This window comes from Streptomyces sp. ME19-01-6 (assembly GCF_033793745.1).
GTDB lineage: Bacteria > Actinomycetota > Actinomycetes > Streptomycetales > Streptomycetaceae > Streptomyces.
In genome coordinates, this window is record NZ_JARAXF010000048.1 from 39,648 (window position 1) to 66,043 (window position 26,396).

A 26,396-nucleotide genomic window follows, 5' to 3' on the forward strand; every position below is an offset into this window, starting at 1 on the left:
TGGTACGTGAGCAACGAGCCCCCCTAGCGGTAATAGTCCGAGATACGAGAGGAGAACGGTACGTTGTCCGAACTCTGGGCGGGAGGAACGGCCGTGGTGAGCTGTGATCCGACAAGGAAGTCATTGCCCAGGAAATACTTGTTGGTCCCACTCAGCGCGGTTTTCTCCTGCGAGAGGCGCGCCTGAAGGGCCTTGACCGAGGTATGCCATCCCTTGAGGGCATCGGTGAGCCCACTCCCGGTGGCCCAGTCCTTGAACTCCTTCTCGGCCTTCTCGGTCGATTCGTCGACGTACTCGCCGGCCGTCTTCGTGTCCGGCTGGACGTGGTCTTCCAGAGCCTTGACGGCACTCTTCTTCTTGGATGCGCTCGACTTGAGGTTGAGCGATCCAGGGAGGCTCGGACCAGGGGGGTCGGTCTGGTTGAGCCGCATATGGGTGGACTTCTGCCCCGCCGCAGCGTCGGTACGGAGCTTGGACCACTCGTCCTCAAAGGTCATGATTCCCCCATGGCTAGGCATCAAGTGGCGCGTCGCATACGGCGATTAGCCTTCCGAAGTTAGCACGCTGGTGCCTTGTTATTCACCCCTTTCCGGGCACACTGGTCGAACGATCGGTCGGTTTGTGCGCTTCGACCGTTGAGTGCACGAGTTCTCCTTGCGGAGAATGACGTAACGACTACGCCGTGTGCCGGAAGCTCGAACCAGTGGTGTCCGGAAGGGAAACTTACGGGATCAGACGCGCGCGCGTCTCCGCGGGTTCCATGATGGGCTCTATTCACAGGCTATGAGCTGGTCGTGACCCAAGCTGTGGGAGCCCGACACTTTAAGTCATCTCGTCGGCGCCTTGGGTTAGCGGAGTGTTAAGTTAAGGATGCCTCTCGTTCTCTGCTCTCAAGCGAGGGTGCCCGCTGTGACGGCGGAGACAAACTCATGCCAAGCGGCGGCAGTGAATGAGGTGTAAGCGAGGTCGGGGCGCTTGGAGTCCCGGACGGCTATGCGAACTTCGACGATTGCGAACTCGACGCAGTCGTCATTACCTCCGCTGTACGAGCTCTTCCGCCAATGAGCGCCTTCAGAATGGAGTGCTGAGAGGGCGGCGTTAATGTTCTGCATGCTGCAACTCCCTGGCGATTGTCCGGAAACGTCGGCAAGTCTCCGATGGCTCCAGTGCTCGGGACCTCAGGTGGTCGAAAACCTCGATGTACCGGTCCACGTCCCCCGGATCCTCAAAGCAGACGGAGTTGGTGAGGTTCTCGGCCCACACTACTTCCGGAGTGGGCGCGGGGAAATCCATGAGCATGAACGAACCGTAGAGGCCGGCGTGTGCACCCGCTGTGAACGGCAGGAACTGGATAGTGATGCGAGGGTGCTCAGATGCATGCACAAGCCTCTCCAGTTGCTGTCTCGCAACCTCTGCCGAGCGGATGTGGCGTCGGATTGCAGCTTCGTCGATGACAGCCCACAGGGTGGGTGCGTTTTCCGTGTCCAGCATCTCCTGGCGCCGCATACGTACATCAACCAACGCCTGAACCTGCCGGGCTGACAGGTCGGGGCGCATCTCGGTGATGATCTCCCGCGCGTACGCCTCGGTCTGTAGGAGTCCGGGCACGAGCAGGGGTTGGTGCGTACGTAGCGAAGTGGCGCTGGACTCCAGCGTCAAATATCCGCCGTACTGCGTGGTGTTGACCACCGTGGCGTATTTCTTCCACCACGGCCGCTTCTGGGCCTGGTCGGCGCGGACCAGATCAAGGAGGTCCTCGCGAAGGGCTGTGTCGGTGACCTCGTAGCAGTCGAGGAGTGCTTTCACGAGGAGCGGAGTGGTGCCGCGATCACCGGTTTCAATGCGGCTCAGTGATCCTTGACTGACCTCCACCTGGTCGGCGACCTCGGCCAGGGTCAGCTCCGCGTCCTCGCGCAACTCTCGAAGGCGGGCAGCAAGTTGGCGGCGGTACACGGACTTCGACGCCGTGCTCTTCTTCCAAGCCATGGATCACAGTGTGGTGGGACGTGCAGGGAGGAGCAATCGAACACGAGGAATATTTCCCGTCGACTTGCCGAGTTGCAGATTGCGCTGGCATGGTTACGGATCGTGGCAAGCGCGTCACGGCTTGCCGTTCTGCTGCCGCCAACTCCTTGTGAGAGGTGATCACATGGGCGTGCCCTCATCCCCAACCTTGTCTGGGTGCCCACCGACACGAGTCGGCTGGGAAGGCCCGGTGCTGGGTCGCGACCGGGTTGTGGTGCACGCGCGACACAGAGCTGCGTCATGGGTTCGCGAGGAGTGGCGCCTGCCCGAGGCGGCCTTCCAGATCGAATCCGTCGTGGGCGAACTATGCGCCAACGCTCTGCGTCACGGAGGAGGCATTGCTTCGCTGGACCTGATCCTCTGTGAAGCGACGGCCTATTGCCCGCGTGGACTGCACATGGTCACGGCGCTGACGGCCGGCTGGGGGTGGCACCGCATCGGCACGGATCAGAAACAGGTGTGGTGCGAGATCATCCTGCCGCTCGACCCGCTGGCCCTCGACCTTCCATGAGAGGCCCTCAGCTTGGCTGGGAGAGCGCCTCAGCGGCCGTGATGATTGGGAACGCGACAGCAAGCAGAACGAGACCGGCCTTGGCCGATGCCCTCATTTTCGTGCTGCTCTGTGAGCGGGCGCGGCCTAAGCCGGTCAACTACTGCCGGAACTCCGCATCGGGACAGTTGTCCGGGTCATCCTGTTCGAGGAGGACGGGCTTTTCCGGGGTGCCGCCGACCAGCAGGTACTGGTCTTCCACAGGGATGTCATCGAAGCTGACGCCTTCGAAGCCCAGCTCGACGTGTGGGATTCGCTCTCCGTTCGTGGCCTCGACCACCTGGTAGGACCAACTGCCCCGGCCCCTGAAGCGGCGTCCGTCGTCCAGGAACGGGTCCTTCGGCCAGTTCTGCACCTGCAGTCGGCCGCCCCGGGCGAGAGGTTCGAGGGTGATGCGCATGCCGTCCGGGCCCCGATAAGTCCCCGGCAGGTCAGCCTCAGACACCTTGAGGCTGGCCCGCTCGCACTCCCCCGATACGGCGTTCAGTACGGCGATGCACCCCACCGGGAGCATGATGAGGCATGTCACTCCTATCAGTACGAACCTGATGGGCCGGACACGCCAGAGCCTTCGGGCGAGCCCTGGTTTCCCTGTCGTTCTCATTGCGATGAGTATCTCAATGATCGTCCGGGTCGATGCGCTCGGTCCAGATCATGACTTCTTTGATGTCCGCGCCGGGGCCATTGTCGTGGTTGAGGGTCTCCTGGCTCTTCTGATAGCCAGGCAGGAAAGACTCCATGTCGGTGTCGTTTCTCAGTGTGTACTGCACGATGAGCTTCCCGTCGGGGTCGGTGCCCTTGATGACGTAGTCAAGGTCATAGGAACCGAGCAAGGACTGCGCCTCGTTGGTGTCCCCTCCCCACAGATTGTCGATACCGGAGAGGCCAGCCATGTCCTTGGCATATGTACCCACCTGCCCAAGGAACGGCTTGGACGCCAATCTGTGATGGAGGGTTCCCTCCCCGCTCCCAGCCTTCCATGCGTCTATGGTCTGACCACGAAGAGTGTTCATGCTTTCGCTCTGGCGGATTTGTTCCACGAACGGGTCGTGTCGGGAGAACATATAGTGGTCGTCGCCCGTCCCGGCCACCCAGTTGGCCAAGAGGCGCGGGGCGTGAGGTGGTTTGTCGATGGAGAGGGGTCGAGACCTCGCATATCGCGGCCGAGCATGTCATTGCGATCAGTGCTGATGCCGCTGGTGTGGTTGATGTCCGTACGGATCTTCCCACTGTTGAACCACAACTCCAGCCCGACGTTTTCCATCAGCGTGATCGACAAGTTCTGGTCTGCTTCGAACGCCTCGCGGAGGATCGTGTTGAGCCTGGTCTGCGCGGCGTTCACCTTCTTCTCGGCGTCCTCGTCGTAATTCGCTGGGGTACATGCTTCAGCCAAGACCAGCCTGACCTTTGGGTCGACGTACATCCCCTGTTCGCCGAACTCTTTTACCGCGTCGTTCAGCTTCTTCTGGGCGGCCTTCAGCTCCCCGGCCCCGTCCTCGATGGCCCTGCGAACCCCGTCGACCACCTTGGCGGCGGTAGTCACCTGACGCTGGATGTCATCGATCTGTGTCCAGGCGTAGGGGGCGGCCATACCCTCCCAGTATCCCTTGTCCTTCAGGGGCTTCAGCACCTTGTCACGGATCTTGTCGTCGAGATCCTTGATCTTGTCGTGGACGTCCTTCCACTTCGTCGCCAGAGTATCCAGCGGGCCGAAGTCGGCTAACCGCAACTCGTGGTAGAACGTGCCCATCAGTACCTCGAGATCGATGAGGAGGACGTCTCCCCGGCCGGGCTCTGCCGACCGTGGTTCCTTTTGCCGTAAAGGTCGAGGGTATCCCTTTGGCCGAACGATTCCCCTGTGCCCAGATCCTGCTTCACATGCACGTTGGCTGCAGCCCGCAGGCTCTCGGAGATGTGGGCCAGCCAGGCGGTGACCGTGCCCGCCTGCTCCTCCCAATGCTTATGCGATTGCCGGAGCGCTCTCTCCACCTGGCGGCCTTTCACAGCCCTGGCTGCCTTGGCTGTCGGTTCCTCCAACGACGCCGCCTGTTTGTAGAGAGTGTCATAGACCTCGTCCGCCTTGCCCGCTGCTCCGCGCAGCACACTGGGAGTGATCGCGAGGTTCTGCGGTGCCGGGCCGTGGACACCCGGAGCGAGGCCGCGCCCGGGTTTGGGTGCGTTAGGGTCGTAAATGTTGGGCATCCCCGGCCGGGCCATCAAGGGCGGAGGGGCGAAGAAACCGCGGTCGGTCGATGTACCGGGCAGCAGCGGAAGTTGGGTATTCTTCGGCTCTGGCAGATCCTTGTCGCTCATGGCGCCCCCGTTGCGAACATGGCAGTGATCATGGAACCTAGCGCAACGCCACGGGCGCCCTGGGCGCTCCCAAATACGTGCCTTGATCTGATCCACCAATGCCACGGAACCACAAGCACGGCGAGAGAGCGGAGGCCCTGTTAACCGGGAAACCGCGTATGAGGTGTGTCGGCGCCCTCCCTGTCAGCTTGCGGTGAGACGCCTGGTCGCCTAACTCCTGCCCAGCCTTTGATGTGGCAGGTTCCGCTTGGAACCCTGCTGCTTGGGTGAAGCGCTTCAGTGCAGGGCTCGCGAGGTCTCGTCGGAGAAGCGGTGGTGGCCGGCTCAGCGAACTTCCGACTTGTCCCAGTGGATGGTTACGGCGCCGTCCGGCAGCTTGTCGGCTCCGGGCACTTGAACCACTTCTGGGTTAGGTCGCGTACAGCCTGGGCGGTGAACTCGGTCAAGGGCCGTAGGCCCTTGGTTGATTTGCTTATGGCATTTCCTGCATCTATTTGATTCCCGATCACGGTGGCGTCTGCGCCTATCAGTAATCCGTCCGCAGTCGTCTTTGAAGTGCCGACGCAGTCTACATATAGCTTGATGCTGCCTTCATCTGTCAATGCCCCATAGGCGCTGCCCATGCGTCTTGGTATCCTACGTAAATTCGCGCATAATCTACTTTTGCTTCGCAAGTTCCGGAAAATGACCACTCCTTGCATCCGAAGGTCTCCTCCTCGTATCTCGACCCCTTCGAAAGCAGTAGAGGGGCAGCGGTGTCACGAGAAATTCGGTGGTCACGGATTCTCTCGGGCAGCTTGATTGCATGCGTGCTTGTCGAAGAGTCGATTGTGGTCCACCATAACCCGGCGGCGGCCAAGATCGTGATGGCCAAGATTCCTTTGACGCGATTTGAACGATGCGATTTGAGGCATTGGGAAGAGGCGCCCTGATTCTTGTGATGGGTTCTCAATTTCCTGGGGGGCTTACTGTATGGCAAACTTCGTCAGCGGAATTCTCGACGGTGCCACTATTGATGTTGAGTCCTGCTTGCCTTGCTGCACTGTAGACGGCGCGTTTTGCGGCCTGCGCTGATTTTTCGCGCTCGGTGTCCAGGTAGAGGTCTCGGTTCTCTTGGACTTGTCGGGCCGCGTCTTCCACACTCTCCTCCTTATGTCCAAGAATGGCTGCCCTGGCGTCTTCGAGTATGATCGACACTTTCCCCGTCCCGGTGACAGCACCGTCTGATCCGGAGCAGTGGATCCCGGCGCCCACCCGGTGTGACAACGGGGCCGCTGGCCTGCCCAACGTCAACCACACAAAGCGAAACGGTCCACCGAACCCGTCGGCAGACCGTCACGAAAGATCGAGGTTAGCGAACGGCTGGTTTGTCCCAGTGGATGGTTACGGGGCCGTCTGGCAGTTGCTCTGCGCCGGGACACTTGAACCAGTCCTGGGTTAGGTCGCGTACGGCCTGAGCGGTGAACTCAGTCAGCGCCCGCAGCCCGCTGGTTGACTTACTCAGCTTCCGCCCGTCATCAATTTGGTCGTCCACCATGGTGGCGTTTGCGCCTATTAGGAGCCACTCTGTGGCGGTTCTAGGGGTATTGGTGCATGAGACGTATAGATTGATAGCCCCTCCGGTGGTCAAGGATCCATAAGCCTGGCCTAGGGAAACAGGAATCCCTTTGGGGCGATAACTGCGTTTGTGGCCGAGGGCATCCTGATAGGATACGTAAATGCGGCTATCGTCTACTTTCGCCTCGCAAGTTCCCAGCAATGACCAGCCGCCAAAGGTTTCGGCGTCTTCCGTGTACTTCGATCCCTTGGTGCGCAAGAGGGGCGCCGCTTTTTCGCCGGAAATGCGATTATGGCAGATCCGCTGAGGGATCTTGATGGTGTCGGTATCGGACCCTGAATTGTTCGCCGCCCACCATGTCCCGGCGCCGAGTACCAGGAACAGTGTGGCGGCGATCCCTTTGCTGCGAGTCGAGAGTAGTGGCTTCAGTACCATGTGTGAGAGGCACCTACTTCCTTATGAAGCCTCGACAGCGTTGGCGCTATATGCTGCATTGTAGACCTGCTGAGCGGCGTTCTTAACGTTTTGATCCTTGGCGTCTATGCCCGCCTGGCTTGCTGCATCATAAAATGCTTGTTTTGCTCTTTCGGCCCTCCTTACGCGTTCGGTTGTTAGGTATGCGTCTTTATTTTCCTGAATCTTTTTCGCTGCGTCGTCCGGATCCGCTGCTCTGTGATCGAGGACGGCCTCTCGCACGTCCTCGATCACCCACCCGGCGACATCGCCGGCCACAGGGATATTATCGATGGCGCCAATTCCTAGATCCACGAATCGACCGATCCATCCGTCTCCGGCTGTCAGTGAATCATTGTATTCTTGAGCCTTCTGTGCACTGTCGTCGGCAGTTGCTATTGCGTCAGCCCGACCTTGGGCCGCGTTTCCTTCGACCATTGCGCCTGGGGTCACGGCAATCTCGGCTAGATTCCCGATATCCTCGTTGTCTCCGCGATGAGTTAATGCTTGACGGAGCGTTTCGGCGGTCACTAATTCCTGAGCTTGTGTGACGGCTGCGTATGCATCGGGGTCTGCTGTGGTCGTCTTCAGGAACAGATCCAAAGTGTGTTTGTCTTCCGGCCTTGAGAGATCCGGTTCGGCGCCAGTGTCTCTGATGTAGCCACTTTCGTCTCCACCTGCGTAAACTCGCTGGATATCGTGCATATACTCTGCGGACATATTACCGAGGCTGCCTGCAATAGGAGCGAGCTCGCCGTCCCCCTTGAAAAGCTCGGGGTTCGCAGCCACTCTCTTCACCACCGAGTCGAATATGTCGGCCTGCTTCTGTGTGTGGTTCTTCACGGGTGCGTCGCTGTCGTACGGGCGCCCGGACGTGGCGGACTCGAGAGCGCGTCCGAGTGCTTCCTTGCCGAAGTTCTCAGTGTCGGAGACCTCGATGCCTGCGGCGCCGTATGTCCACTCACGTGCGCCCTTGCCGTCCTTGTCCCCGAGAAAGTAGTCGAGGTTGCTGATCTTCTTGAGTCCGTCGTGCTCGCCCTCACCCGTGGAGCCGTGGAAGAACTCCGTCGACGCTCCGGGACTGTGCGAGAGACCTTCCAAGAGGCCAGCCATGGGGTCCCAGCCGGGACCCCCGTCCTTGTCGAGGTTGAGGCCGAACCCATCCGCCCCGAGCCTCGAATATGAGTTATGCGGTTGCGGCCAGGCATCCGGCTGCTTGCGCTCGAATGTGACCATGTCCTCTGCGATGGGAGTGAGGAACGACTTATCGTAGCTACCGTGGCGTAAAATTGCTCCGAGGACTTGATAGCCTCGAATTTCGACCCTGGCGTTGTTCCTTTGGAATGTGAGAGGCGCGCGCCCCACCCGCTTGAGTTCTGTCTGCCATTCCCTACCGAGGTAGTCCCTGTCCTCTCGGAAGGTCGTATTGGGGTCGTCCTTCCCAGTGGGGGGCCGAGTGGCCGTTGCGAGGCTCTCGCCCATGCTTGTCTGAATGCTCTGAGCGAGCTTGAGCTGCGTTTTGTCGCCCTCGTTCTGAGCATCGAACGCGATCTCAGCCTGAAAGCGCAGGGCATCCTTCGGGCCTAGGGCCTTGTAGAAATCGACAGCGAACTCGCGGTCCTTGGAGTTCTGTGCGAAAATACGCTTGAGCTCGGCGAGTTCCGTGCTGCTGAGCTCACCACCGTCCCGGTACTTCGCGAGGCTTTTCCTGGCAAGCTGAACTGCCCGCGTGGACTGGGCGTTGTCCAGGGAGTCGTATTTCGCGTGGCCGAAGTCATGGCTGTCGTTACCGTGAATCATCTTCAAAGCGCTTGAAGCGGACTTGTCGATGTCATCGGCCTGAGCGATGAGTTTGTTGATCTCATGTGTCAGGTGGTCTTTGTAGTCGAGTTGCGCCGTCGTATGCTCGTCATTTGTGTCGCGTCGATGCAGATATACGCACTGCACCGTGCCGTCCGGTAGGCCGGTGACCTGAATCTGCTTGTTCTTGGCTTCGACATCCACGGCCTCCTTGAGTGCCGACTGAAGCGCCGCGAGTTCTTTGTGAGCGTCGCGGAGCATTGCCCAGATTGCTTTGGCCTCGGCATGGGCGTCGCCGAACTCTTTGCCGGTCTTGCGCACGAAGGGCCTGGTGACATCGGCGTCGACGCCGGCCCAGCGGGCGGCTTCCGATTGTTTCACCATGCCGTCGCTGGCATCTGTGGCCAGGGTCTCGAGTTGGTCCACCATCTCCTTCCAGTCGTCGGCTGCCGAGCCGAGGCTCGCTAAGGAGACGTGATACAGGTCGTCGAAAGTCAGGTGTGCCATATGCAGTCCCGCCCCGTCCCTACTTGTAGTACTTGGAAATCTCGGAGACCGGCATGGCGGTCCCGTCCCGGCGTGCCATGTCGGTGGCGATCTTCGCGTCCGTATGGGCCTGCGACTTCTTCGAGTAGTCGAGGTGGTTGGAGATATGGGCACAGGCCTGCAGCAACGTCTTGAGCTGGTCGTTCCAGGTCGTGGTCATGGTGGTGAGAGCGCCGCCCAAGGTGAAGTGGTGGGTGGTGAGCGCGCTGGCGGCCTTGGCCGTCGAGCCGTCGTCCTTCGCTCCACGGGTCATGTCGCCCGCCTTCTTGAGGCGGTCGTGGAGTAAGAAGGCCTCGTGGCCGACCCGTCCTAGATCGTCTTGGTGCACGATCAGGTCGCCGGAACGGCCGCCCCCCCCGGACGAGCCCTTGTCGGCTTCGTTGAGACGCAAGCGCGTCGTCGCCTCGGCCCGGAGCCCGTTCCACTCGTCTTCGAACGACACGCTTCTCTCCCCTGGTGTGCGTGTTCGAGAATCATAAGTCACCATCAGTTTAAGGGAGTTGACCGTACGTGCGGGTAGCTGAAGGGGTGTGTCGCCGTCCGGAAAGACCTCTGCCCCGGGCCGAGTGGCCCGGGGCAGAGGTCCGTGAGTGCTCCGTGCGTCTCGTGGCGGCAGGCTCACAGACGCGCCGCGAGTGATGCGGGAGGCTTACTGGTCCGGCAGCCATCCCAGCTGCACCAGCGGCGTCCCCCGCTTGCGGGAGACGAAGAAGCCGCGGCCCGGGGGCATGGGGCGGGGGCGGACGCCGCCGAGGAGGTCGCCTTCCGTGGGGTCACCGGAAAGGAGTACGCCCTGGGCGCCGAGCTCCTTGATGCGCTGCATGAAGGACTCGAACATCGAGCGGGAGGCGCCCGCGGAGTTACGGGCGATGATGAAGCGCATGCCGACGTCGCGCGCGAAGGGCAGGTTGTCGGTGAGGACGGCCATCGGGTTGCCGCTGCTGGTGGAGACGAGCTCGTAGTCGTCGACGATGACGAAGAACTGCGGTCCGCTCCACCAGCTGCGGTCGCGCAGCTGCTGGGGGGTGATGTCCGGTTTGGGGGCGCGGCGCTCCATGAGGCCGTTGAGGGCAGTGGTGTGGACTTGGAGGGCCGAGGCGATCGGGGCGTACTCCAGGAGGTGGGTGTCCGGGATGACGTCGAGCAGTGAGCGGCGGTAGTCGCCGACCACGATCTTCGCCTCGTCCGGGCCGTACCGCTCGGTGATCTGCTTGGCGATGAGCCGTAGCAGGGCCGTCTTGCCGGATTCGCTCTCGCCGAAGACGAGGAAGAAGGGGTCGGACTCGAAGTCGACGAAGACCGGTTCGAGGTTGGTCTCGTCGATGCCGATCGCGATGCCGTGCTGGGGGTATTCGAAGCCCTTGGGGAGGTCCTCGGCGCGGAGCCGACGGGGGAGGAGCCGTACGCGGGGGGCGTGCGGGCCGTGCCAGTTGCTGGTCACCGCGCGGATCAGCTCGCCGGCGGCATCCGTGATCTCGTCGGGGTCGCTGCCCGAGTCGATACGTGGCTGGGCGCCCATGAAGTGCAGCTTCTCGGGGAGCTGGCCGCGGCCGGGGACGCCCACGGGGACGTTCGCGGCGACCTTGCGGTCGAATTCGGAGTCCATGGTGTCGCCGAGGCGCATTTCGAGGCGGTTGAGGAGCTGGTCCTTCAAAGAGGCGCGGACTTCCATGTTGCGTGAAGCGGTCACCACGATGTGGATGCCGTAGCCGAGGCCGCGGCCCGCGATGTCGGCCACGACTCCTTCCAGCATGTCGTACTCCTGCCGGAAGTTGGCCCAGCCGTCGATGACGAGGAAGACGTCGCCCCAGCCCTGTTCCGAGTGCTCGCCGCGGGACCGCTGCCGCCGGTAGGTGGCGATCGAGTCGACGTTCTTGGCGCGGAAGTACTCCTCGCGCCGGGCCAGGATGCCGGCCACCTCGGCGATGGTGCGCCGCACTCGCTCCGGGTCCAGACGGGAGGCGATGCCGCCGACATGCGGGAGGTCGGCGACGGCGCTCATGCCGCCGCCACCGAAGTCCAGGCCGTAGAACTGCACCTCGGCCGGGGTGTGGGTGAGGGCGAAGGCGGAGATCAGGGTGCGCATCAGCGTGGACTTGCCGGACTGCGGGCCGCCGACGACCAGCATGTGGCCCGCGGCGCCGGAGAAGTCGCGGTAGAGCACGTCGCGCCGCTGCTCGAAGGGCTTGTCGATGAGGCCGAGCGGGACGACGAGGTTGCCCAGGCGCGGGTATTCGGGCGCGGTGAGGCCGCGGCCCTCGACCGGGGACAGCGATGGCAGCAGCTGGTCCAGCGAAGGGGCCTCGTCCAGCGGCGGGAGCCAGACCTGGTGGGCCGGGGCGCCCTGGCCCTCCAGACGGCGGACGATGACGTCGAGGACCGTGTCGGCCAGCGCGTCGTCCTCCTGACGGGACGGGGTGGTCAGCGCCGCCGGGTCCGGGGTGGTGTAGGTGACCGGGACCGGGGTGGCCGTGAAGAGCACCGGCCGGCGCTCGATCGGCAGTGAGGTGCCGTCGAAGTCGGCGGGCGCCGCCCCGGTGCGGTACACGCCCGAGACGTACGCGGCCTTGAACCGCGTCATCTCGTCCGTGCCGAACTTCAGGTAGCCGGAGCCCGGGACGGACGGGAGGTGGTACGCGTCCGGCACGCCCAGTGCCGTACGGGACTCGGCGGCGGAGAAGGTCCGCAGACCGATGCGGTACGACAGGTAGGTCTCCAGGCCGCGCAGCCGGCCCTCCTCCAGGCGCTGCGAGGCCAGCAGCAGATGTACGCCCAGGGAGCGGCCGATACGGCCGATCTGGATGAACATGTCGATGAAGTCGGGCTTGGCCGTCAGCAGCTCGCTGAACTCGTCGATCACCAGGACGAGTGAGGCGACGGGCTCCAGCGGGGCGCCGGCCGCCCGCGCCTTCTCGTAGTCGTGGATGTTGGCGTAGTTGCCGGCCGCGCGCAGCAGCTCCTGACGGCGCTGCAGCTCACCGGTGATCGAGTCGCGCATACGGTCGACGAGCGTCAGGTCGTCCGCGAGGTTGGTGATGACCGCCGCCACATGCGGCAGCTGCGACATGCCCGCGAAGGTCGCACCACCCTTGAAGTCCGCCAGGACGAAGTTCAGCGTCTCGGACGAGTGGGTGACCGCGAGCCCCAGCACCAGGGTGCGCAGCAGCTCGGACTTGCCGGAGCCGGTGGCGCCGACACACAGGCCGTGCGGGCCCATACCGTCCTGCGCCGCCTCCTTGAGGTCCAGCATGACCGGCGAACCGTCCTCGCCGACTCCGATCGGCACCCGCAGCCGCTCGGCGATCGACCGCGGCCGCCAGGTCCGCGTGACGTCCACCGAGCCCGCGTCGCCGAGCCCCAGCAGGTCGGTGAAGTCGAGGTTGGCCAACAGCGGTTCGTCGTCGTCGCCCCCGCCCATGCGCAGCGGAGCCAGCTGCCGGGCGAGCGCGTCCGCGCCCTCAAGCGTCAGTGCGTCCGGGACCCCGTCGTACGCCGCGACCTGCGACAGCAGCTCCAGTTTTCCCGGCCGTACGATCATCGAGAGCCCGCCGCGCAGCTCGTCGAGGTCGCCCGGCACCACCTCGATGACGGTGACGCCCTGCAGTCCCTCCTGCGCCGCGAAGGCCGACTCCGGCGGCACCATCCCGCCGTCCAGCACGACCACCACATGTGGCTGGTCGAGCAGCGGCTGGGCGTCCTTGCTGAACCGGGACCGTCCCTCCAGACGCCCCTTGAGCAGTTCCTCGAGCTCCGCGAGGGAGTCGCTGAACAGCCGCCGCGAGCCCGCTCCGTCGATCGCGCCCGGCACCTGCAGATGGGGCAGCCACTTCGTCCAGTCCCAGTAGGGCGCCGCGCTGCGCGGCGCGACCACCGCGATGACGAGGTCCTCGGGCGAGTGGAAGGTGGCCAGCTGGGCGACGAGCGCCCGCGCCGCGCCCCGCACCGAGTCCGGCTCCCCGGAGACCGTCACGTGGTAGAAGGCGCGCAGCGACACCGCCATGGGCATGTGCTCCAGCGATCCCTGGGTCGCCAGGAACTTCTGCATGGCGCCCGCCGTCAGCGGCTCCAGGTCGTCGACCGCGGCGGTGTCGGGGGCGATCAGCGGGGTGGACAGCTGCTGCGAGCCGAGCCCGATCCGGATCTGCCCGAAGTCGTTGTCGCTCGTCCGCCGTTCCCACACCCGGCTCCCGTCGGCCACGACCGACCACAGCTGGTCGGGGGAGGGGTGCAGATAGAACTGCGCGTCGCGCTGCGCCCGCGCGGTGCGCCGCAGCGTACGGCGGGTCTGCGCGAGGTACTTGAGGTAGTCGCGGCGCATGTCCGCCAGCTGCCCCTGCGAGCCCTGCCGGTGCCGGATGAACATCGCCACGGTCATGCCGAGCGTGGAGAACATCATCATCACGCCCATGATCTTCATCATCGGCGCGGCGCCGGGCATGAAGAAATAGACCATCGACGAGGCCATGCCCAGCGTGGGCAGCAGCTGCATCAGGACGCCCTCTTGCTGACCGCGTGGCAGCTCAGGGGGCGATTCGAGGCGGAGTTCCTCGCTCGGCACCTCGGGCGGGAGAGCCCGCGGTTGGCGCTTGACGACGACCTGGCTCACCGGATCTCTCAACCCCTCAACGCAGATGAACAGTTCCCTTCCGGCGCCCCCGTGGCGACGGACTCCCTCTGCGAGACGGCGATCCTACCGACGTATGAGCTGCGCGGTCCCGGTAGGGTGGCCGCCGCACGTGCGGTGCCGTGCGCCGCTCCACAGCGAACAGGGGGCCTTACAGGTGAGTACGTCCGCCACGACCGGCTTCTGCAGGGTGACCGTGGTCGCACCTGACAGTCGGATCGATGTGGCTCTTCCGGAGGACATCGCCGTCGCCGACGTCTACCCCGAGATCCTTCGCCTGACCGGACAGACCCAGCCCGTGGGCGCCCCGACCGGCTACCACCTCGTACGCCGCGACGGCACCGTCCTGGACAGCGCGCTGTCGCTGGGCGCCCAGCAGGTGCTCGACGGCGAACTGCTGTCCCTGCGCCCGTTCGCCGAATCGCTGCCGCCCGCCGTCTACGACGATGTCTCGGACGCGATCGCCTCCGCCGTCACCCGCGACCGGACCCTGTGGAGCGACGGATACCTGCGCGCCTTCGGGCTGTTCGGCGGCTCCCTGCTGCTGGTCCTCATGGGCTTCGTGCTCTGGTTCGCCGATCCCCTCAAACATGACATGCACGGCCTGTCGGGCATCATCGCCGCCGCCGTCGCGGTGCTGCTCGCGGCCCTGGCCGGAGTACGGGCGCGGGTCTACGAGGACCGGGCCTCCGCGATCGCGCTCGGCCTGGCCGCCCTGCCGCACGCCATGATCGCGGGCTCGGGGCTGCTCCCCCTGGACGCGGGCGAGGGCGTCGGCCGCCTGCAGTTCCTGCTCGGGTGTGTCGCCATCCTCGTCGTCTCGGTCGCCCTGGTGGTCGCCATGCCGACCGGCGACGCGCCGTTCGTCGCCGCGGTCTTCGCCTCGACCGTCGGCACCCTCGCCACCTTCTGCGCGATCCTCACCGAGGTCAGCCCCACCGAGACCGCCGCGGTGTGCGCCGCCGTCGCGATCGGCGCCATCGCGTTCCTGCCGGGCCTGTCGGCGCGCGTCGCCCGCCTGCCCATCGGATACGCCGCGCCCCGCTCGGCGGCCGACGAGGACAGCCTCGACCCCGGCTCCGGGCCCGCCCCCGAGCCCGTGGACGCCGAACGCATCGCCGCCCAGGCCCGCCGCGGCCATGAGATGCTGCTCGGCCTGGTCGGCGGCTGCTCCGCCGTCGTCGTCGGCGCCTCGGCCGTGCTCGGCTTCTCCGACAATGTCTGGGGCCAGGTGCTGGCCCTCGTCTCCGGTCTCGCGATGCTGCTGCGCGCCCGTCTCTTCCGCTACACCGCCCAGGTCGCCTCGGTCCTCGCCGCGGGCCTGATCGGCCTGGGGCTGCTCGTGCTCGGGCTGTCCCTGAATCCGCCGGCCGACGCCATGTTCAAGCTGCTGGTGCGGCACGACAGCGGCCCGCTGGACGTCCGTACGATCTGGCTCGCCGCCTCCGTCACGGCAGGAGCCGCGCTGATCACCGGCATCGCGCTGATCATTCCGAAGAAGGGTCTCTCCCCGTTCTGGGGCCGCTTCTCCGACCTGGCGGAGAGCGCCCTGTTGCTCTCCCTGGTGCCCCTTGCCCTGGCCGTGCTGGACGTCTACACCTCCGCGCGCAGCCTGACCAGCGGGTAGAGCAGTGAGTGAGGCCACCGGGCGGGCCGATGGGTAAACGCATGGTCGGCGGCTGGTACGCTGTGTGACGGCCGTTTGTGTACGCGCCCCCGGAGCTCTCGTACGAGCACTCTGGAGACAGCGCCCAGCGGACCCCGCCTCCCGAGTCCCGGAAGCTCCCCTGAGACCAAGACCAGGGGCACTCGGTGGCCGAACAGAAGAACCCTGAAGGAGTACCGCGTGTCGCTCGACGCCGCTACGAAGAAGCAGATCATGGCCGAGTTCGCCACCAAGGAGGGCGACACAGGTTCCCCCGAGGTCCAGGTCGCGCTGCTTTCGCGCCGCATCTCCGACCTGACCGAGCACCTCAAGACCCACAAGCACGACCACCACTCCCGCCGTGGTCTGCTGCTCCTGGTCGGCCAGCGCCGCCGCCTGCTGCAGTACCTGGCGAAGAAGGACATCACACGCTTCCGTGCGCTGGTCGAGCGCCTGGGCATCCGCCGCGGTGCGGCGGGCGCCAAGTAAGACGCCGTGGTAGGGAGCGGTTCCCGGGACAGGGGACCGCTCCCTTTGCCGTACGCGCCGCTTGTCGTACGTGCCGCGGAACCCGCTGCCGTACGTGCCGCGGAACCCACGCGGCGCCGCGCCACCGGGACCGGCCGCCGCCCGCGCACCCCGCGCACCGTCCCCACCGATATCCACAGCCGTCGTGAGGACGGGCGAAGCTTTGTAGTCTGGTCCCAACAACGTCATAACGAACGAGGAGGAGCGCCTCATTCCCGTGGCACCGGCGCCACAAGAGCCGGTCCTCGGTAGTGGCTCCCGGAACTGGCAATTCCGGTGGCTTCGATCGAAGACCGGCCCGGCTGCCGGACCAAGGCCAGGGGCGCTGCTCCACCACCGTTCCTCCGTCACACGGACGAGGGACGCAGAAGAGGAGATTTTCCTGGTGGAGAACGAGACCCACTACGCCGAGGCCGTCATCGACAATGGCGCCTTCGGCACCCGCACCATCCGCTTCGAGACGGGCCGCCTGGCCCGTCAGGCCGCCGGCTCCGCCGTGGCCTACCTGGACGACGACACCATGGTGCTGTCGGCCACCACCGCATCCAAGAACCCCAAGGAGCAGCTGGACTTCTTCCCGCTCACCGTCGACGTCGAGGAGCGGATGTACGCGGCCGGGCGCATCCCCGGTTCGTTCTTCCGCCGTGAGGGTCGCCCGTCCGAGGACGCCATCCTCACCTGCCGCCTGATCGACCGCCCGCTGCGCCCGTCCTTCAAGAAGGGTCTGCGCAACGAGATCCAGATCGTCGAGACGATCATGGCGCTCAACCCCGACCACCTCTACGACGTGGTCGCGATCAACGCCGCCTCCTGCTCCACACAGCTGGCCGGCCTGCCCTTCTCCGGGCCGATCGGCGGCACCCGGGTTGCCCTGATCAAGGGCCAGTGGGTGGCCTTCCCGACCCACTCCGAGCTCGAGGACGCCGTCTTCGACATGGTCGTGGCCGGCCGCGTCCTGGAGGACGGTGACGTCGCGATCATGATGGTCGAGGCCGAGGCCACCGAGAGGACCATCCAGCTGGTCAAGGACGGCGCCGAGGCGCCGACCGAGGAGGTCGTTGCCGCGGGCCTCGAGGCCGCGAAGCCCTTCATCAAGGTGCTCTGCAAGGCTCAGTCGGACCTGGCCGCCAAGGCCGCCAAGCCCACGGGCGAGTTCCCGATCTTCCTCGACTTCCAGGACGACGTCCTGGAGGCGCTCACCGCCGCCGTCCGCGACGAGCTCGCCCAGGCGCTGACCATCGCGGGCAAGCAGGAGCGCGAGACCGAGCTGGACCGCGTCAAGGGCCTGGCCGCCGAGAAGCTGCTGCCCCAGTTCGAGGGGCGTGAGAAGGAGATCTCCGCCGCGTACCGGGCGCTCACCAAGACCCTGGTCCGCGAGCGGGTCATCAAGGAGAAGAAGCGCATCGATGGCCGCGGTGTCACGGACATCCGTACGCTGGCCGCCGAGGTCGAGGCGATCCCGCGGGTCCACGGCTCGGCGCTGTTCGAGCGCGGTGAGACCCAGATCCTGGGCGTCACCACGCTGAACATGCTCCGCATGGAGCAGCAGCTGGACACGCTGTCGCCCGAGACGCGCAAGCGCTACATGCACAACTACAACTTCCCGCCGTACTCCACCGGCGAGACCGGCCGCGTCGGCTCCCCGAAGCGCCGCGAGATCGGCCACGGCGCGCTGGCCGAGCGGGCGCTGCTCCCGGTGCTGCCGTCCCGCGAGGACTTCCCGTACGCCATCCGCCAGGTCTCCGAGGCGCTCAGCTCCAACGGTTCGACCTCCATGGGGTCGGTCTGCGCCTCGACCATGTCGCTGCTGAACGCCGGTGTGCCGCTGAGGGCCCCGGTCGCCGGTATCGCCATGGGCCTGATCTCCCAGGAGATCGACGGCGAGACCCACTACGTCACCCTCACCGACATCCTCGGTGCGGAGGACGCCTTCGGCGACATGGACTTCAAGGTCGCCGGCACCAAGACGTTCGTGACCGCCCTGCAGCTGGACACCAAGCTGGACGGCATCCCGGCGTCCGTGCTGGCCGCGGCCCTCAAGCAGGCCCGCGACGCCCGGCTGCACATCCTGGACGTGATGAACGAGGCCATCGACGTCCCGGACGAGATGTCTCCGAACGCGCCGCGGATCATCACCGTCAAGATCCCGGTGGACAAGATCGGTGAGGTCATCGGCCCCAAGGGCAAGATGATCAACCAGATCCAGGAGGACACCGGCGCCGACATCACCATCGAGGACGACGGCACCATCTACATCGGTGCCGCCGACGGCCCGGCCGCCGAGGCCGCCCGCGCCACCATCAACGGCATCGCCAACCCGACGATGCCCGAGGTCGGCGAGCGCTACCTGGGCACGGTCGTGAAGACCACCACCTTCGGTGCCTTCGTCTCCCTGCTTCCGGGCAAGGACGGCCTGCTGCACATCTCGCAGATCCGCAAGCTCGCCGGCGGCAAGCGCGTGGAGAACGTCGAGGACGTGCTGAAGGTCGGCGCCAAGGTCCAGGTCGAGATCGCCGAGATCGACCAGCGCGGCAAGCTCTCGCTGATCCCCGTCATCGAGGACGAAGAGGGCTCGGACGCGCCGAAGGACGAAGCGAAGGACGCCGCCGACAGCGGCTCCGCCGCGGACGCCAAGTGACGCCCCGCGCCCACGCGGCGACGGCCCGCCCCTCCTCGGAGGGGCGGGCCGTCGCCCGTACCCAAACGCTTCTCCAGGGCGAGAACGGCATCGGGACGGTCCGTAGGACCACCCTGCCCGGGGGCCTGCGCATCGTCACCGAGACCCTGCCGTCCGTGCGCTCCGCCACCTTCGGGATCTGGGCGCACGTCGGCTCCCGGGATGAGACCCCCGCGCTGAACGGCGCCACCCACTACCTGGAGCACCTGCTCTTCAAGGGCACCCAGCGGCGCAGCGCGCTCGACATCTCCTCCGCCATCGACGCGGTCGGCGGCGAGATGAACGCCTTCACGGCGAAGGAGTACACCTGCTACTACGCGCGAGTGCTCGACGCCGACCTGCCGCTGGCCATCGACGTCGTCTGCGACATGCTGACCGGTTCGCTGATCGACGCCGCTGACGTGGAGGCCGAGCGCGGCGTCGTCCTGGAAGAGATCGCGATGACCGAGGACGACCCGGGCGACTGTGTGCACGACCTGTTCGCGCACACCATGCTTGGCGACACGCCCCTCGGCCGCCCCGTCCTCGGCACCGTCGACACCGTCAACGGCCTCAGCCGCGACCAGATCGCCCGCTTCTACAAGAAGCACTACGACCCCACCCATCTGGTGGTCGCCGCCGCGGGCAATGTGGATCACGCCGCGGTCGTCCGGCAGGTGCGCAAGGCGTTCGACAAGGCGGGCGCCCTGTCCCGTACGGACGCGGTCCCCGTCGCCCCGCGCGACGGCTCCCGCACCATCCGCGCGGCCGGTCGCGTCGAGGTGCAGGGCCGCAAGACCGAGCAGGCCCATGTGGTCCTCGGCATGCCGGGCATCGCGCGCACCGACGACCGGCGCTGGGCCCTCGGCGTCCTCAACACGGCGCTCGGCGGCGGCATGAGCTCCCGCCTCTTCCAGGAGGTGCGGGAGAAGCGCGGGCTCGCCTACAGCGTCTACTCCTACACCTCGGGCTTCGCCGACTGCGGCCTGTTCGGCGTCTACGCGGGCTGCCGCCCGAGCCAGGCGCCGGACGTCCTCAAGATCTGCCGTGACGAGCTCGATCACGTGGCGCAGCACGGGCTGACCGACGAGGAGCTGCGGCGCGCGGTGGGCCAGCTGCGGGGCTCCACGGTGCTGGGCCTGGAGGACACCGGCGCGCTGATGAACCGCATCGGCAAGAGCGAGCTGTGCTGGGGCGACCAGATGTCGGTGGACGACATGCTCGCCCGGATGGCAGCCGTCACCCCGGACGAGGTGCGCGAGGTGGCCCGCGATGTACTGGGACAGCGTCCTTCGCTGTCCGTCATCGGCCCGCTGAAGGACAAGCAGACGTCTCGTCTGCACGAGGCCGTCGCCTAGCGCCTGGCAAGACCGCGCAAGACCGCCGCACACACCCGGCGGACGACATAAGGGATTCGAACGATGAGCAAGCTGCGCGTGGCCGTCCTCGGGGCCAGGGGCCGGATCGGTTCCGAGGCCGTACGAGCCGTGGAAGCCGCCGAGGACATGGAGCTGGTCGCCGCGCTCGGCCGGGGCGACAAGCTGGAGACGATGGTCGAGGCGGGCGCCGAGGTGGCGGTCGAGCTGACCGACCCCGACTCGGTGATGGGCAACCTCGAATTCTGCGTCAGCCACGGCATCCACGGCGTCGTGGGCACCACCGGCTGGACGGACGAGCGCCTGGCCCAGCTGCGGGGATGGCTCGAGGCCGCGCCGGGCACCGGTGTGCTGATCGCACCGAACTTCTCCATCGGCGCCGTGCTGACCATGCGATTCGCCCAGCAGGCCGCGCGTTTCTTCGAGTCGGTCGAGGTCATCGAGCTGCACCACCCGAACAAGGCGGACGCCCCCTCGGGCACCGCGGCCCGCACCGCGCAGCTGATCGCGGCGGCCCGGGAGAAGGCCGGGTGCGCGCCGCAGCCCGACGCGACGAGCACGGCGCTAAAGGGGGCGCGCGGCGCCGATGTGGACGGGGTGCGGGTGCACTCGGTGCGGCTGCGCGGGCTCCTCGCCCACCAGGAGGTCCTGCTGGGCGGGGAGGGCGAGACTCTCACCATCCGGCATGACTCGACCCACCACAGCAGCTTCATGCCCGGCGTGCTGCTGGGTGCGCGCCGCGTGGTGTCCGCTCCCGGCCTGACCCTCGGCCTGGAACACTTCCTCGATCTGGACTGAGACACAGCGGTGCGCGCAAAGATCACGTATTTCGTCCTCGCGGCCGTCCTGGTCGTGTACTTCGTCCTGGTCGGCAGCCGGGGCGTGCTGCTCATCGAGCAGGGCACGCCGCTGACCGTGGCCTTCGGCGCGGCGGTGCTGGTGCTGCCGTTCATCGGCGCGTGGTTCCTGTGGAAGACGACCGCGTTCGCGCAGAGCGCGAACCGGCTCGCCCGCGAGCTGGAGGCCGAGGGCGGCCTCCCGGTCGACGAGCTGGTACGGACGCCCGGCGGGCGGATCGACCGGGACTCCGCGGACGCGGTCTTCGCCAAGCGGCGGGCCGAGACGGAGGAGTCGCCGGACGACTGGCGCTCCTGGTTCCGGCTGGCCGTCGCCTATTACGACGCGCGTGACACGGTGCGCGCCCGCAAGGCGATGCAGCGCGCGATCGCCCTGCACGACGGCCGGCCGGTGCGGGCCCAGGGCTGACCCCGGGCCTCAGTCAGCCCGGGATCCTCAGGCGGCTCGGGGCCTCAGCGATACCGGGCCGCCCAGCCCTCGATCGCGTCGGCCGCCATGGCGAAGGCCTCGGGGCGACCGAGGAAGTCGGCGCTGTGGTCGGTGAAGGCCACCCGCGGGGACCCGCCCCCAGTCAGCTCGATGAGCACCGCCTGCCCCTGGACACTGCGCGGCAGCCCCAGCCACCGCACCGGCTGCTGGGTGGTGCGTACCGTCGCGACCTGGGACCAGCGCACCGTCGTCGCGGAGAACAGGCCTGTCAGCCGCAGCCCCTCCTCGTCGATCCACACACCCACCCGCACCAGCTGGACGGCGCACACGATCACCAGCGCGGCGCCCCCGACGCAGATGCCGGCAGCGGGCACCGACCCCGCGAGGGCGATGATCATCGCGGAGAAGAGCACATACGAGGCGAGCAGCAGCAGGAGCGCGGCTCCGCCGACCCTCCAGGGACCCGGCCGGTAGGGGCGGCGCCGGCGGCCCGGGTCCTCGTACGGCAGGGAGGCCGCTCCGGCCGCCGGTCCGTCTTCGCCAAGGGCGCGGTCCGCTGTCAGGAAGGGCAGGGGCACGAATGGTCCTCACTCACACACATGTCCGGATGGGCCTGTGCTGGCTGAGGCTATCCCAGGGGCTCAGCGCCCGTCCGACGCCTCCGACTGCTGCACCTGGTGAGTGGTCCGAGGTCCCGTCTCGAGCGCGGGCAACCCGAACATCAGCGAGCCCACGAACCCGGCGATGATCGTCAGGCTGATGAGCGTGCGGCCCGCTATCTGCGACGGCGTGGCGCGGGGCCGGGGCGGCGGGGTGACATTGCTGCGGAACTGGTCGGCTTCGGCGATGAAGGCGAAAGGTACGGGCTCGCGCCGACGGGACATGCGGGGGCTCTCCTTGGAACCTCGAACGTGGGTACTTCAGTAGGTAGGACGCATGAACGAGTGGCGAGGTGCCCTTTTTCAACGACTTCCTTCGCCATTTTCAGCGTTACGACCGGTCGGAGGCGATGTCGCTGCCGACCCGTAAGCTGGGCGCGCCCTGAGCGATGAAAGATGGAAGGACCCGCCGGTGACCGATATCCCCGCCGAGACCGAGAAGGCCAGCTTCCGCAGTGATGTGACCGTCGAACTGGTCAAGCACAGCGCGGCCGACTCCGATGTGCTGTGGGCCGCCCGGGTGTCCACCGCCGGTGAGCAGTCCCTCGAGGAGCTCACCAAGGACCCGGAGCGCTCCAAGGGGCTGATCAACTTCCTGATGCGGGACCGGCACGGCAGCCCCTTCGAGCACAACTCGATGACCTTCTTCATCAACGCCCCGATCTTCGTCTTCCGGGAGTTCATGCGGCACCGCGTGGGCTGGTCGTACAACGAGGAGTCCGGCCGCTACCGCGAGCTCCAGCCGGTCTTCTACGTCCCAGGGGAGTCCCGCAAGCTGATCCAGCGGGGCCGCCCGGGCAAGTACGAGTTCGTGGAGGGCACAGCGGCACAGCAGGAGCTGACCGGCCGTGTGATGGAGGACGCCTATCGCCACGCGTACGAGGCGTACCAGGAGATGCTGGCGGCCGGCGTCGCCCGGGAAGTGGCCCGCTCCGTCCTGCCCGTCGGTCTGTTCTCCTCCATGTATGCGACGTGCAACGCGCGGTCGCTGATGCACTTCCTCGGCCTGCGCACGCAGCATGAGCAGGCCGCCGTGCCCTCCTTCCCGCAGCGGGAGATCGAGATGGTCGGCGAGAAGATGGAAGCCATCTGGGCCGAGCTGATGCCGCTCACCTACGCCGCCTTCAACGCCAACGGGCGCGTCGCCCCATAGCGCCGCCCGCACCGCTGCGTATGGCAGTTCCTGGACACTTGCCCGGGCACTCCCCGGACGGTCCATGCACGAGAGGTGTCCGTATTGCGGCGTTTCGTGAAGTTCATCTAGGCTGAACAAACGGATCCGGCACTGTCTGAACCCCCGAGCAGGCAGTGCCGGGTCCCATACGGCCGCCCCGGTCGCCGCCCCGAGGGAGCACCGCGAGGCGCGCTACGAGTAGCGTGGGACCCATGGCACCGACATCCACATCGCAGACCCCGTTCGGGCGCATGCTGACCGCCATGGTCACGCCATTCACTGCCGATGGCGCGCTCGATCTCGACGGCGCTCAGCGACTCGCCGTCCACCTGGTGGACGCCGGCAATGACGGCCTGGTCGTCAACGGCACCACCGGCGAGTCCCCGACCACCAGCGATGCGGAGAAAGCCCAGCTCGTACGGGCCGTGGTCGAGGCGGTCGGCGACCGCGCCCACGTCGTGGCCGGAGCGGGCACCAATGACACGCGGCACAGCGTCGAGCTCGCCCGCGCCGCCGAGCAGGCCGGGGCTCATGGACTGCTCGCCGTCACGCCGTACTACAGCAAGCCTCCGCAGGAAGGCCTCCTCCGGCACTTCACCGCCATCGCCGACGCCACCGAGCTGCCGGTCATGCTTTACGACATCCCCGGCCGCAGTGGCGTACCGATCAGCACCGAGACCATCGTCCGGCTCGCCGAGCACCCGCGCATCGTCGCCAACAAGGACGCCAAGGGTGATCTCGGCCGCGCCAGCTGGGCCATCGCCCGCTCGCGCCTGGCCTGGTACTCCGGCGACGACATGCTGAACCTGCCGCTGCTGTCCGTCGGCGCCGTCGGCTTTGTCTCCGTGGTCGGCCACCTCGTCACCCCCGAGCTGCGCGCGCTGCTCGAAGCCCACCTCTCGGGCGACGTCGCGAAGGCAACCGAAATCCATCAGAAGCTCCTCCCGGTCTTCACCGGGATGTTCCGCACCCAGGGCGTCATCACGACGAAGGCCGCACTGGCCCTTCAGGGCCTGCCGGCCGGGCCGCTGCGCCTGCCGCTCGTCGAGCTCAGCGCCGAGGAAACGGGGCAGCTCAAGCGCGATCTGGCCGCTGGTGGGGTACAGCTGTAACCAGAGGCGATTTTCGCAACTTCGTACGTCACAACTTCATACAGACACATCAAGCAAGTGCACGAATGTCACGCGCGCCATGTGCCCCATGGGGGCACGTGGCGTGTGTGGTGAGGAGAGTCTTTTGAGTCATCCGCATCCTGAACTTGGCCCTCCGCCGAAGCTCCCCGAGGGGGGACTGCGCATCACCCCCCTCGGCGGGCTCGGTGAGATCGGCCGCAACATGACGGTCTTCGAGTACGGCGGCCGGCTGCTGATCGTCGACTGCGGAGTGCTCTTCCCCGAGGAGGAGCAGCCCGGAGTCGACCTGATCCTGCCGGACTTCACGTGCGTCCGGGACCGGCTCGACGACATCGACGGCATCGTGCTCACGCACGGCCACGAGGACCACATCGGCGGCGTCCCGTTCCTGCTCCGCGAGAAGCCGGACATCCCGCTGATCGGCTCCAAGCTGACCCTCGCCCTGATCGAGGCGAAGCTGCAGGAGCACCGCATCCGCCCGTACACGCTCGAGGTGGAGGAGGGCCAGCGCGAGCGGATCGGCCCCTTCGACTGCGAGTTCGTGGCGGTGAACCACTCCATCCCGGACGCCCTCGCCGTCGCCATCCGCACCCCGGCCGGCATGGCCGTGCACACCGGCGACTTCAAGATGGACCAGCTGCCGCTCGACGGCCGCCTCACGGACCTGCCCGCCTTCGCGAGGCTCGGCGAGGAAGGCATCGACCTCCTGCTCTCGGACTCCACGAACGCCGAGGTCCCCGGCTTCGTCCCGCCCGAGCGCGATATCTCCGGCGTGCTGCGCCAGGTCTTCGCCAACGCCCAGCGACGGATCATCGTCGCGAGCTTCGCCAGCCATGTCCACCGCATCCAGCAGATCCTCGACGCGGCGCATGAGTACGGGCGCCGGGTCGCCTTCGTCGGCCGCTCGATGGTCCGCAACATGGGCATCGCGCGCGACCTCGGCTATCTGCGGGTACCGGCCGGGCTCGTCGTCGATGTGAAGACGCTCGACGATCTGCCGGACGACGAGATCGTCCTCGTCTGCACGGGCTCCCAGGGCGAGCCGATGGCCGCGCTGTCCAGGATGGCCAACCGCGATCACCAGATTCGCATCGTCCAGGGCGACACGGTGATCCTCGCGTCCTCGCTGATCCCGGGCAACGAGAACGCGGTCTACCGCGTGATCAACGGCTTGAGCCGTTGGGGCGCGAACGTGGTCCACAAGGGCAATGCCAAGGTCCATGTCTCCGGGCACGCCTCGGCCGGGGAGCTGCTGTACTTCTACAACATCTGCAAGCCCCGGAACCTGATGCCGGTGCACGGCGAATGGCGGCATCTGCGCGCCAACGCGGAGCTTGGCGCCCTGACCGGCGTGCCCAAGAACCGCTGCGTCATCGCCGAGGACGGGGTGGTGGTCGACCTGGTCGACGGGGTCGCGAAGATCGTCGGCAAGGTGCAGGCGGGCTATGTGTACGTCGACGGCCTCTCGGTCGGAGACGTCACGGAGACCTCACTCAAGGACCGCCGCATCCTCGGTGAGGAGGGCATCATCTCGGTCTTCGTGGTCGTCGACAGCACGACCGGCAAGATCGTGGGCGGCCCGCACATCCAGGCGAGGGGCTCCGGCATCGAGGACGCCGCCTTCTCCTCGGTCATCCCGAAGATCGAGGAATCCCTGGCCAAGTCCGCCTCGGACGGCGTCGTCGAGCCGCACCAGCTGCAGCAACTCGTGCGCCGCTCGGTGGGCAAGTGGGTGTCCGACAGCTACCGCCGGCGCCCGATGATCCTCCCCGTCGTGGTCGAGGTCTGACGCCGCCTCAGCACCCGCCCGGCGCCGACCCACGAGCGGGGCTCCCCGATTTGCATCGGGGAGCCCCGCTCCAGTACGTTTACGGCTCCGCCGGAAGGGGAACCCCGAGCACTCAGCGTGCCAGGGGTGGACCCGGAAGGCGGGTGGGAATCCGGCTCAGAGAATTCTGATAAAGTCGGAGACACCGAAGGGAAGCGCCCGGAGAGACCGGTGAAACGGTTTCAAAGGAAGCGTCCGTTCCTTGAGAACTCAACAGCGTGCTAAAAGTCAACGCCAGATA

General features: G+C 66.4%; 24 protein-coding genes. 10 read left to right on the top strand and 14 right to left on the bottom strand.

What is annotated here, in order from left to right; translation table 11 throughout:
- Positions 1 to 23: 23 nt before the first annotated feature.
- From PV419_RS49485 to PV419_RS49495, 3 genes are all read right to left on the bottom strand, one after another.
- Entirely contained in the window at positions 24 to 497 is a 474-nt protein-coding gene (locus PV419_RS49485; RefSeq protein ID WP_319700535.1) for a hypothetical protein, read from the bottom strand.
- A 393-nt stretch (positions 498 to 890) separates the two neighbouring features.
- Positions 891 to 1,112 carry a DUF397 domain-containing protein gene (locus tag PV419_RS49490; RefSeq protein ID WP_319700539.1) on the bottom strand — a complete coding sequence of 74 codons (222 nt, stop codon included), beginning with the start codon at positions 1,110 to 1,112 and terminating at the stop codon, positions 891 to 893.
- A complete protein-coding gene (locus tag PV419_RS49495; protein ID WP_319700541.1) occupies positions 1,099 to 1,986 on the bottom strand; it encodes a helix-turn-helix transcriptional regulator in 888 nt (295 codons plus the stop codon). Before PV419_RS49495 ends, PV419_RS49490 begins: the two co-directional genes overlap by 14 nt.
- Positions 1,987 to 2,215: 229 nt before the next feature.
- On the opposite strand from PV419_RS49495, the gene PV419_RS49500 reads away from it, so the two are divergent.
- Positions 2,216 to 2,536: a hypothetical protein gene (locus tag PV419_RS49500; RefSeq protein WP_319700543.1), complete on the top strand. Its 321-nt coding sequence runs from the start codon at positions 2,216 to 2,218 to the stop codon at positions 2,534 to 2,536.
- Between the two features lie 139 nt (positions 2,537 to 2,675).
- Here PV419_RS49500 and PV419_RS49505 read toward each other — a convergent pair whose 3' ends face one another.
- The 9 genes from PV419_RS49505 to eccCa all read right to left on the bottom strand — a co-directional run bounded on the left by PV419_RS49505 (position 2,676) and on the right by eccCa (position 13,851).
- Positions 2,676 to 3,089 carry a hypothetical protein gene (locus PV419_RS49505; protein WP_319700544.1) on the bottom strand — a complete coding sequence of 138 codons (414 nt, stop codon included), beginning with the start codon at positions 3,087 to 3,089 and terminating at the stop codon, positions 2,676 to 2,678.
- A 103-nt stretch (positions 3,090 to 3,192) separates the two neighbouring features.
- Entirely contained in the window at positions 3,193 to 3,615 is a 423-nt protein-coding gene (locus PV419_RS49510) for a hypothetical protein (RefSeq protein WP_319700545.1), read from the bottom strand.
- Positions 3,585 to 4,325, bottom strand: a complete 741-nt coding sequence (locus PV419_RS49515) for a hypothetical protein (protein WP_319700547.1) — start codon at positions 4,323 to 4,325, stop codon at positions 3,585 to 3,587. Before PV419_RS49515 ends, PV419_RS49510 begins: the two co-directional genes overlap by 31 nt.
- Positions 4,325 to 4,888 (bottom strand): hypothetical protein, encoded by a 564-nt coding sequence (locus PV419_RS49520; RefSeq protein ID WP_319700549.1) that lies wholly within the window; start codon positions 4,886 to 4,888, stop codon positions 4,325 to 4,327. The genes PV419_RS49515 and PV419_RS49520 overlap by 1 nt, the downstream gene beginning before the upstream one ends.
- A 948-nt stretch (positions 4,889 to 5,836) precedes the next feature.
- Positions 5,837 to 6,028: a hypothetical protein gene (locus PV419_RS49525; protein ID WP_319700551.1), complete on the bottom strand. Its 192-nt coding sequence runs from the start codon at positions 6,026 to 6,028 to the stop codon at positions 5,837 to 5,839.
- Between the two features lie 211 nt (positions 6,029 to 6,239).
- A complete protein-coding gene (locus tag PV419_RS49530) occupies positions 6,240 to 6,881 on the bottom strand; it encodes a hypothetical protein (RefSeq protein ID WP_319700554.1) in 642 nt (213 codons plus the stop codon).
- A gap of 21 nt (positions 6,882 to 6,902) precedes the next feature.
- Entirely contained in the window at positions 6,903 to 9,206 is a 2,304-nt protein-coding gene (locus tag PV419_RS49535; RefSeq protein WP_319700556.1) for a hypothetical protein, read from the bottom strand.
- 19 nt (positions 9,207 to 9,225) lie between these two features.
- Positions 9,226 to 9,687, bottom strand: coding sequence for a hypothetical protein (locus PV419_RS49540; protein WP_319700557.1), 462 nt, complete (start codon positions 9,685 to 9,687; stop codon positions 9,226 to 9,228).
- 207 nt (positions 9,688 to 9,894) lie between these two features.
- Positions 9,895 to 13,851, bottom strand: a complete 3,957-nt coding sequence (gene eccCa / locus PV419_RS49545; RefSeq protein WP_319700560.1) for a type VII secretion protein EccCa — start codon at positions 13,849 to 13,851, stop codon at positions 9,895 to 9,897.
- A gap of 175 nt (positions 13,852 to 14,026) precedes the next feature.
- Between eccCa and eccD the strand changes: the two genes are divergently transcribed.
- The 6 genes from eccD (at position 14,027) to PV419_RS49575 (ending at position 21,340) form a co-directional block, all read left to right on the top strand.
- Complete coding sequence (gene eccD / locus PV419_RS49550; RefSeq protein WP_319700562.1) at positions 14,027 to 15,496, top strand: type VII secretion integral membrane protein EccD; 1,470 nt, start codon at positions 14,027 to 14,029, stop codon at positions 15,494 to 15,496.
- A 219-nt stretch (positions 15,497 to 15,715) separates the two neighbouring features.
- Positions 15,716 to 16,003 (top strand): 30S ribosomal protein S15, encoded by a 288-nt coding sequence (rpsO, locus tag PV419_RS49555; protein ID WP_030414166.1) that lies wholly within the window; start codon positions 15,716 to 15,718, stop codon positions 16,001 to 16,003.
- 424 nt (positions 16,004 to 16,427) lie between these two features.
- Positions 16,428 to 18,680: a polyribonucleotide nucleotidyltransferase gene (locus PV419_RS49560; protein WP_319700565.1), complete on the top strand. Its 2,253-nt coding sequence runs from the start codon at positions 16,428 to 16,430 to the stop codon at positions 18,678 to 18,680.
- Positions 18,677 to 20,056 carry a pitrilysin family protein gene (locus PV419_RS49565; RefSeq protein ID WP_319700567.1) on the top strand — a complete coding sequence of 460 codons (1,380 nt, stop codon included), beginning with the start codon at positions 18,677 to 18,679 and terminating at the stop codon, positions 20,054 to 20,056. Before PV419_RS49560 ends, PV419_RS49565 begins: the two co-directional genes overlap by 4 nt.
- Before the next feature lie 63 nt (positions 20,057 to 20,119).
- A complete protein-coding gene (gene dapB / locus PV419_RS49570) occupies positions 20,120 to 20,872 on the top strand; it encodes a 4-hydroxy-tetrahydrodipicolinate reductase (protein WP_319700570.1) in 753 nt (250 codons plus the stop codon).
- 9 nt (positions 20,873 to 20,881) lie between these two features.
- Positions 20,882 to 21,340: a tetratricopeptide repeat protein gene (locus PV419_RS49575; protein WP_319700573.1), complete on the top strand. Its 459-nt coding sequence runs from the start codon at positions 20,882 to 20,884 to the stop codon at positions 21,338 to 21,340.
- Positions 21,341 to 21,384: 44 nt separating this feature from the next.
- On the opposite strand, the gene PV419_RS49580 is transcribed toward PV419_RS49575, so the two are convergent.
- Positions 21,385 to 21,939, bottom strand: a complete 555-nt coding sequence (locus PV419_RS49580; RefSeq protein WP_319700575.1) for a PH domain-containing protein — start codon at positions 21,937 to 21,939, stop codon at positions 21,385 to 21,387.
- 63 nt (positions 21,940 to 22,002) lie between these two features.
- Complete coding sequence (locus PV419_RS49585; RefSeq protein WP_319700577.1) at positions 22,003 to 22,245, bottom strand: hypothetical protein; 243 nt, start codon at positions 22,243 to 22,245, stop codon at positions 22,003 to 22,005.
- A gap of 187 nt (positions 22,246 to 22,432) precedes the next feature.
- Here PV419_RS49585 and thyX point away from each other — a divergent pair, with 187 nt between their 5' ends.
- The 3 genes from thyX to PV419_RS49600 all read left to right on the top strand — a co-directional run bounded on the left by thyX (position 22,433) and on the right by PV419_RS49600 (position 26,116).
- Positions 22,433 to 23,173 carry an FAD-dependent thymidylate synthase gene (gene thyX / locus PV419_RS49590; protein WP_319700579.1) on the top strand — a complete coding sequence of 247 codons (741 nt, stop codon included), beginning with the start codon at positions 22,433 to 22,435 and terminating at the stop codon, positions 23,171 to 23,173.
- A 233-nt stretch (positions 23,174 to 23,406) separates the two neighbouring features.
- Positions 23,407 to 24,306: a 4-hydroxy-tetrahydrodipicolinate synthase gene (gene dapA / locus PV419_RS49595; protein ID WP_319700581.1), complete on the top strand. Its 900-nt coding sequence runs from the start codon at positions 23,407 to 23,409 to the stop codon at positions 24,304 to 24,306.
- A 124-nt stretch (positions 24,307 to 24,430) separates the two neighbouring features.
- Complete coding sequence (locus PV419_RS49600; RefSeq protein WP_319700583.1) at positions 24,431 to 26,116, top strand: ribonuclease J; 1,686 nt, start codon at positions 24,431 to 24,433, stop codon at positions 26,114 to 26,116.
- Positions 26,117 to 26,396 lie beyond the last annotated feature (280 nt).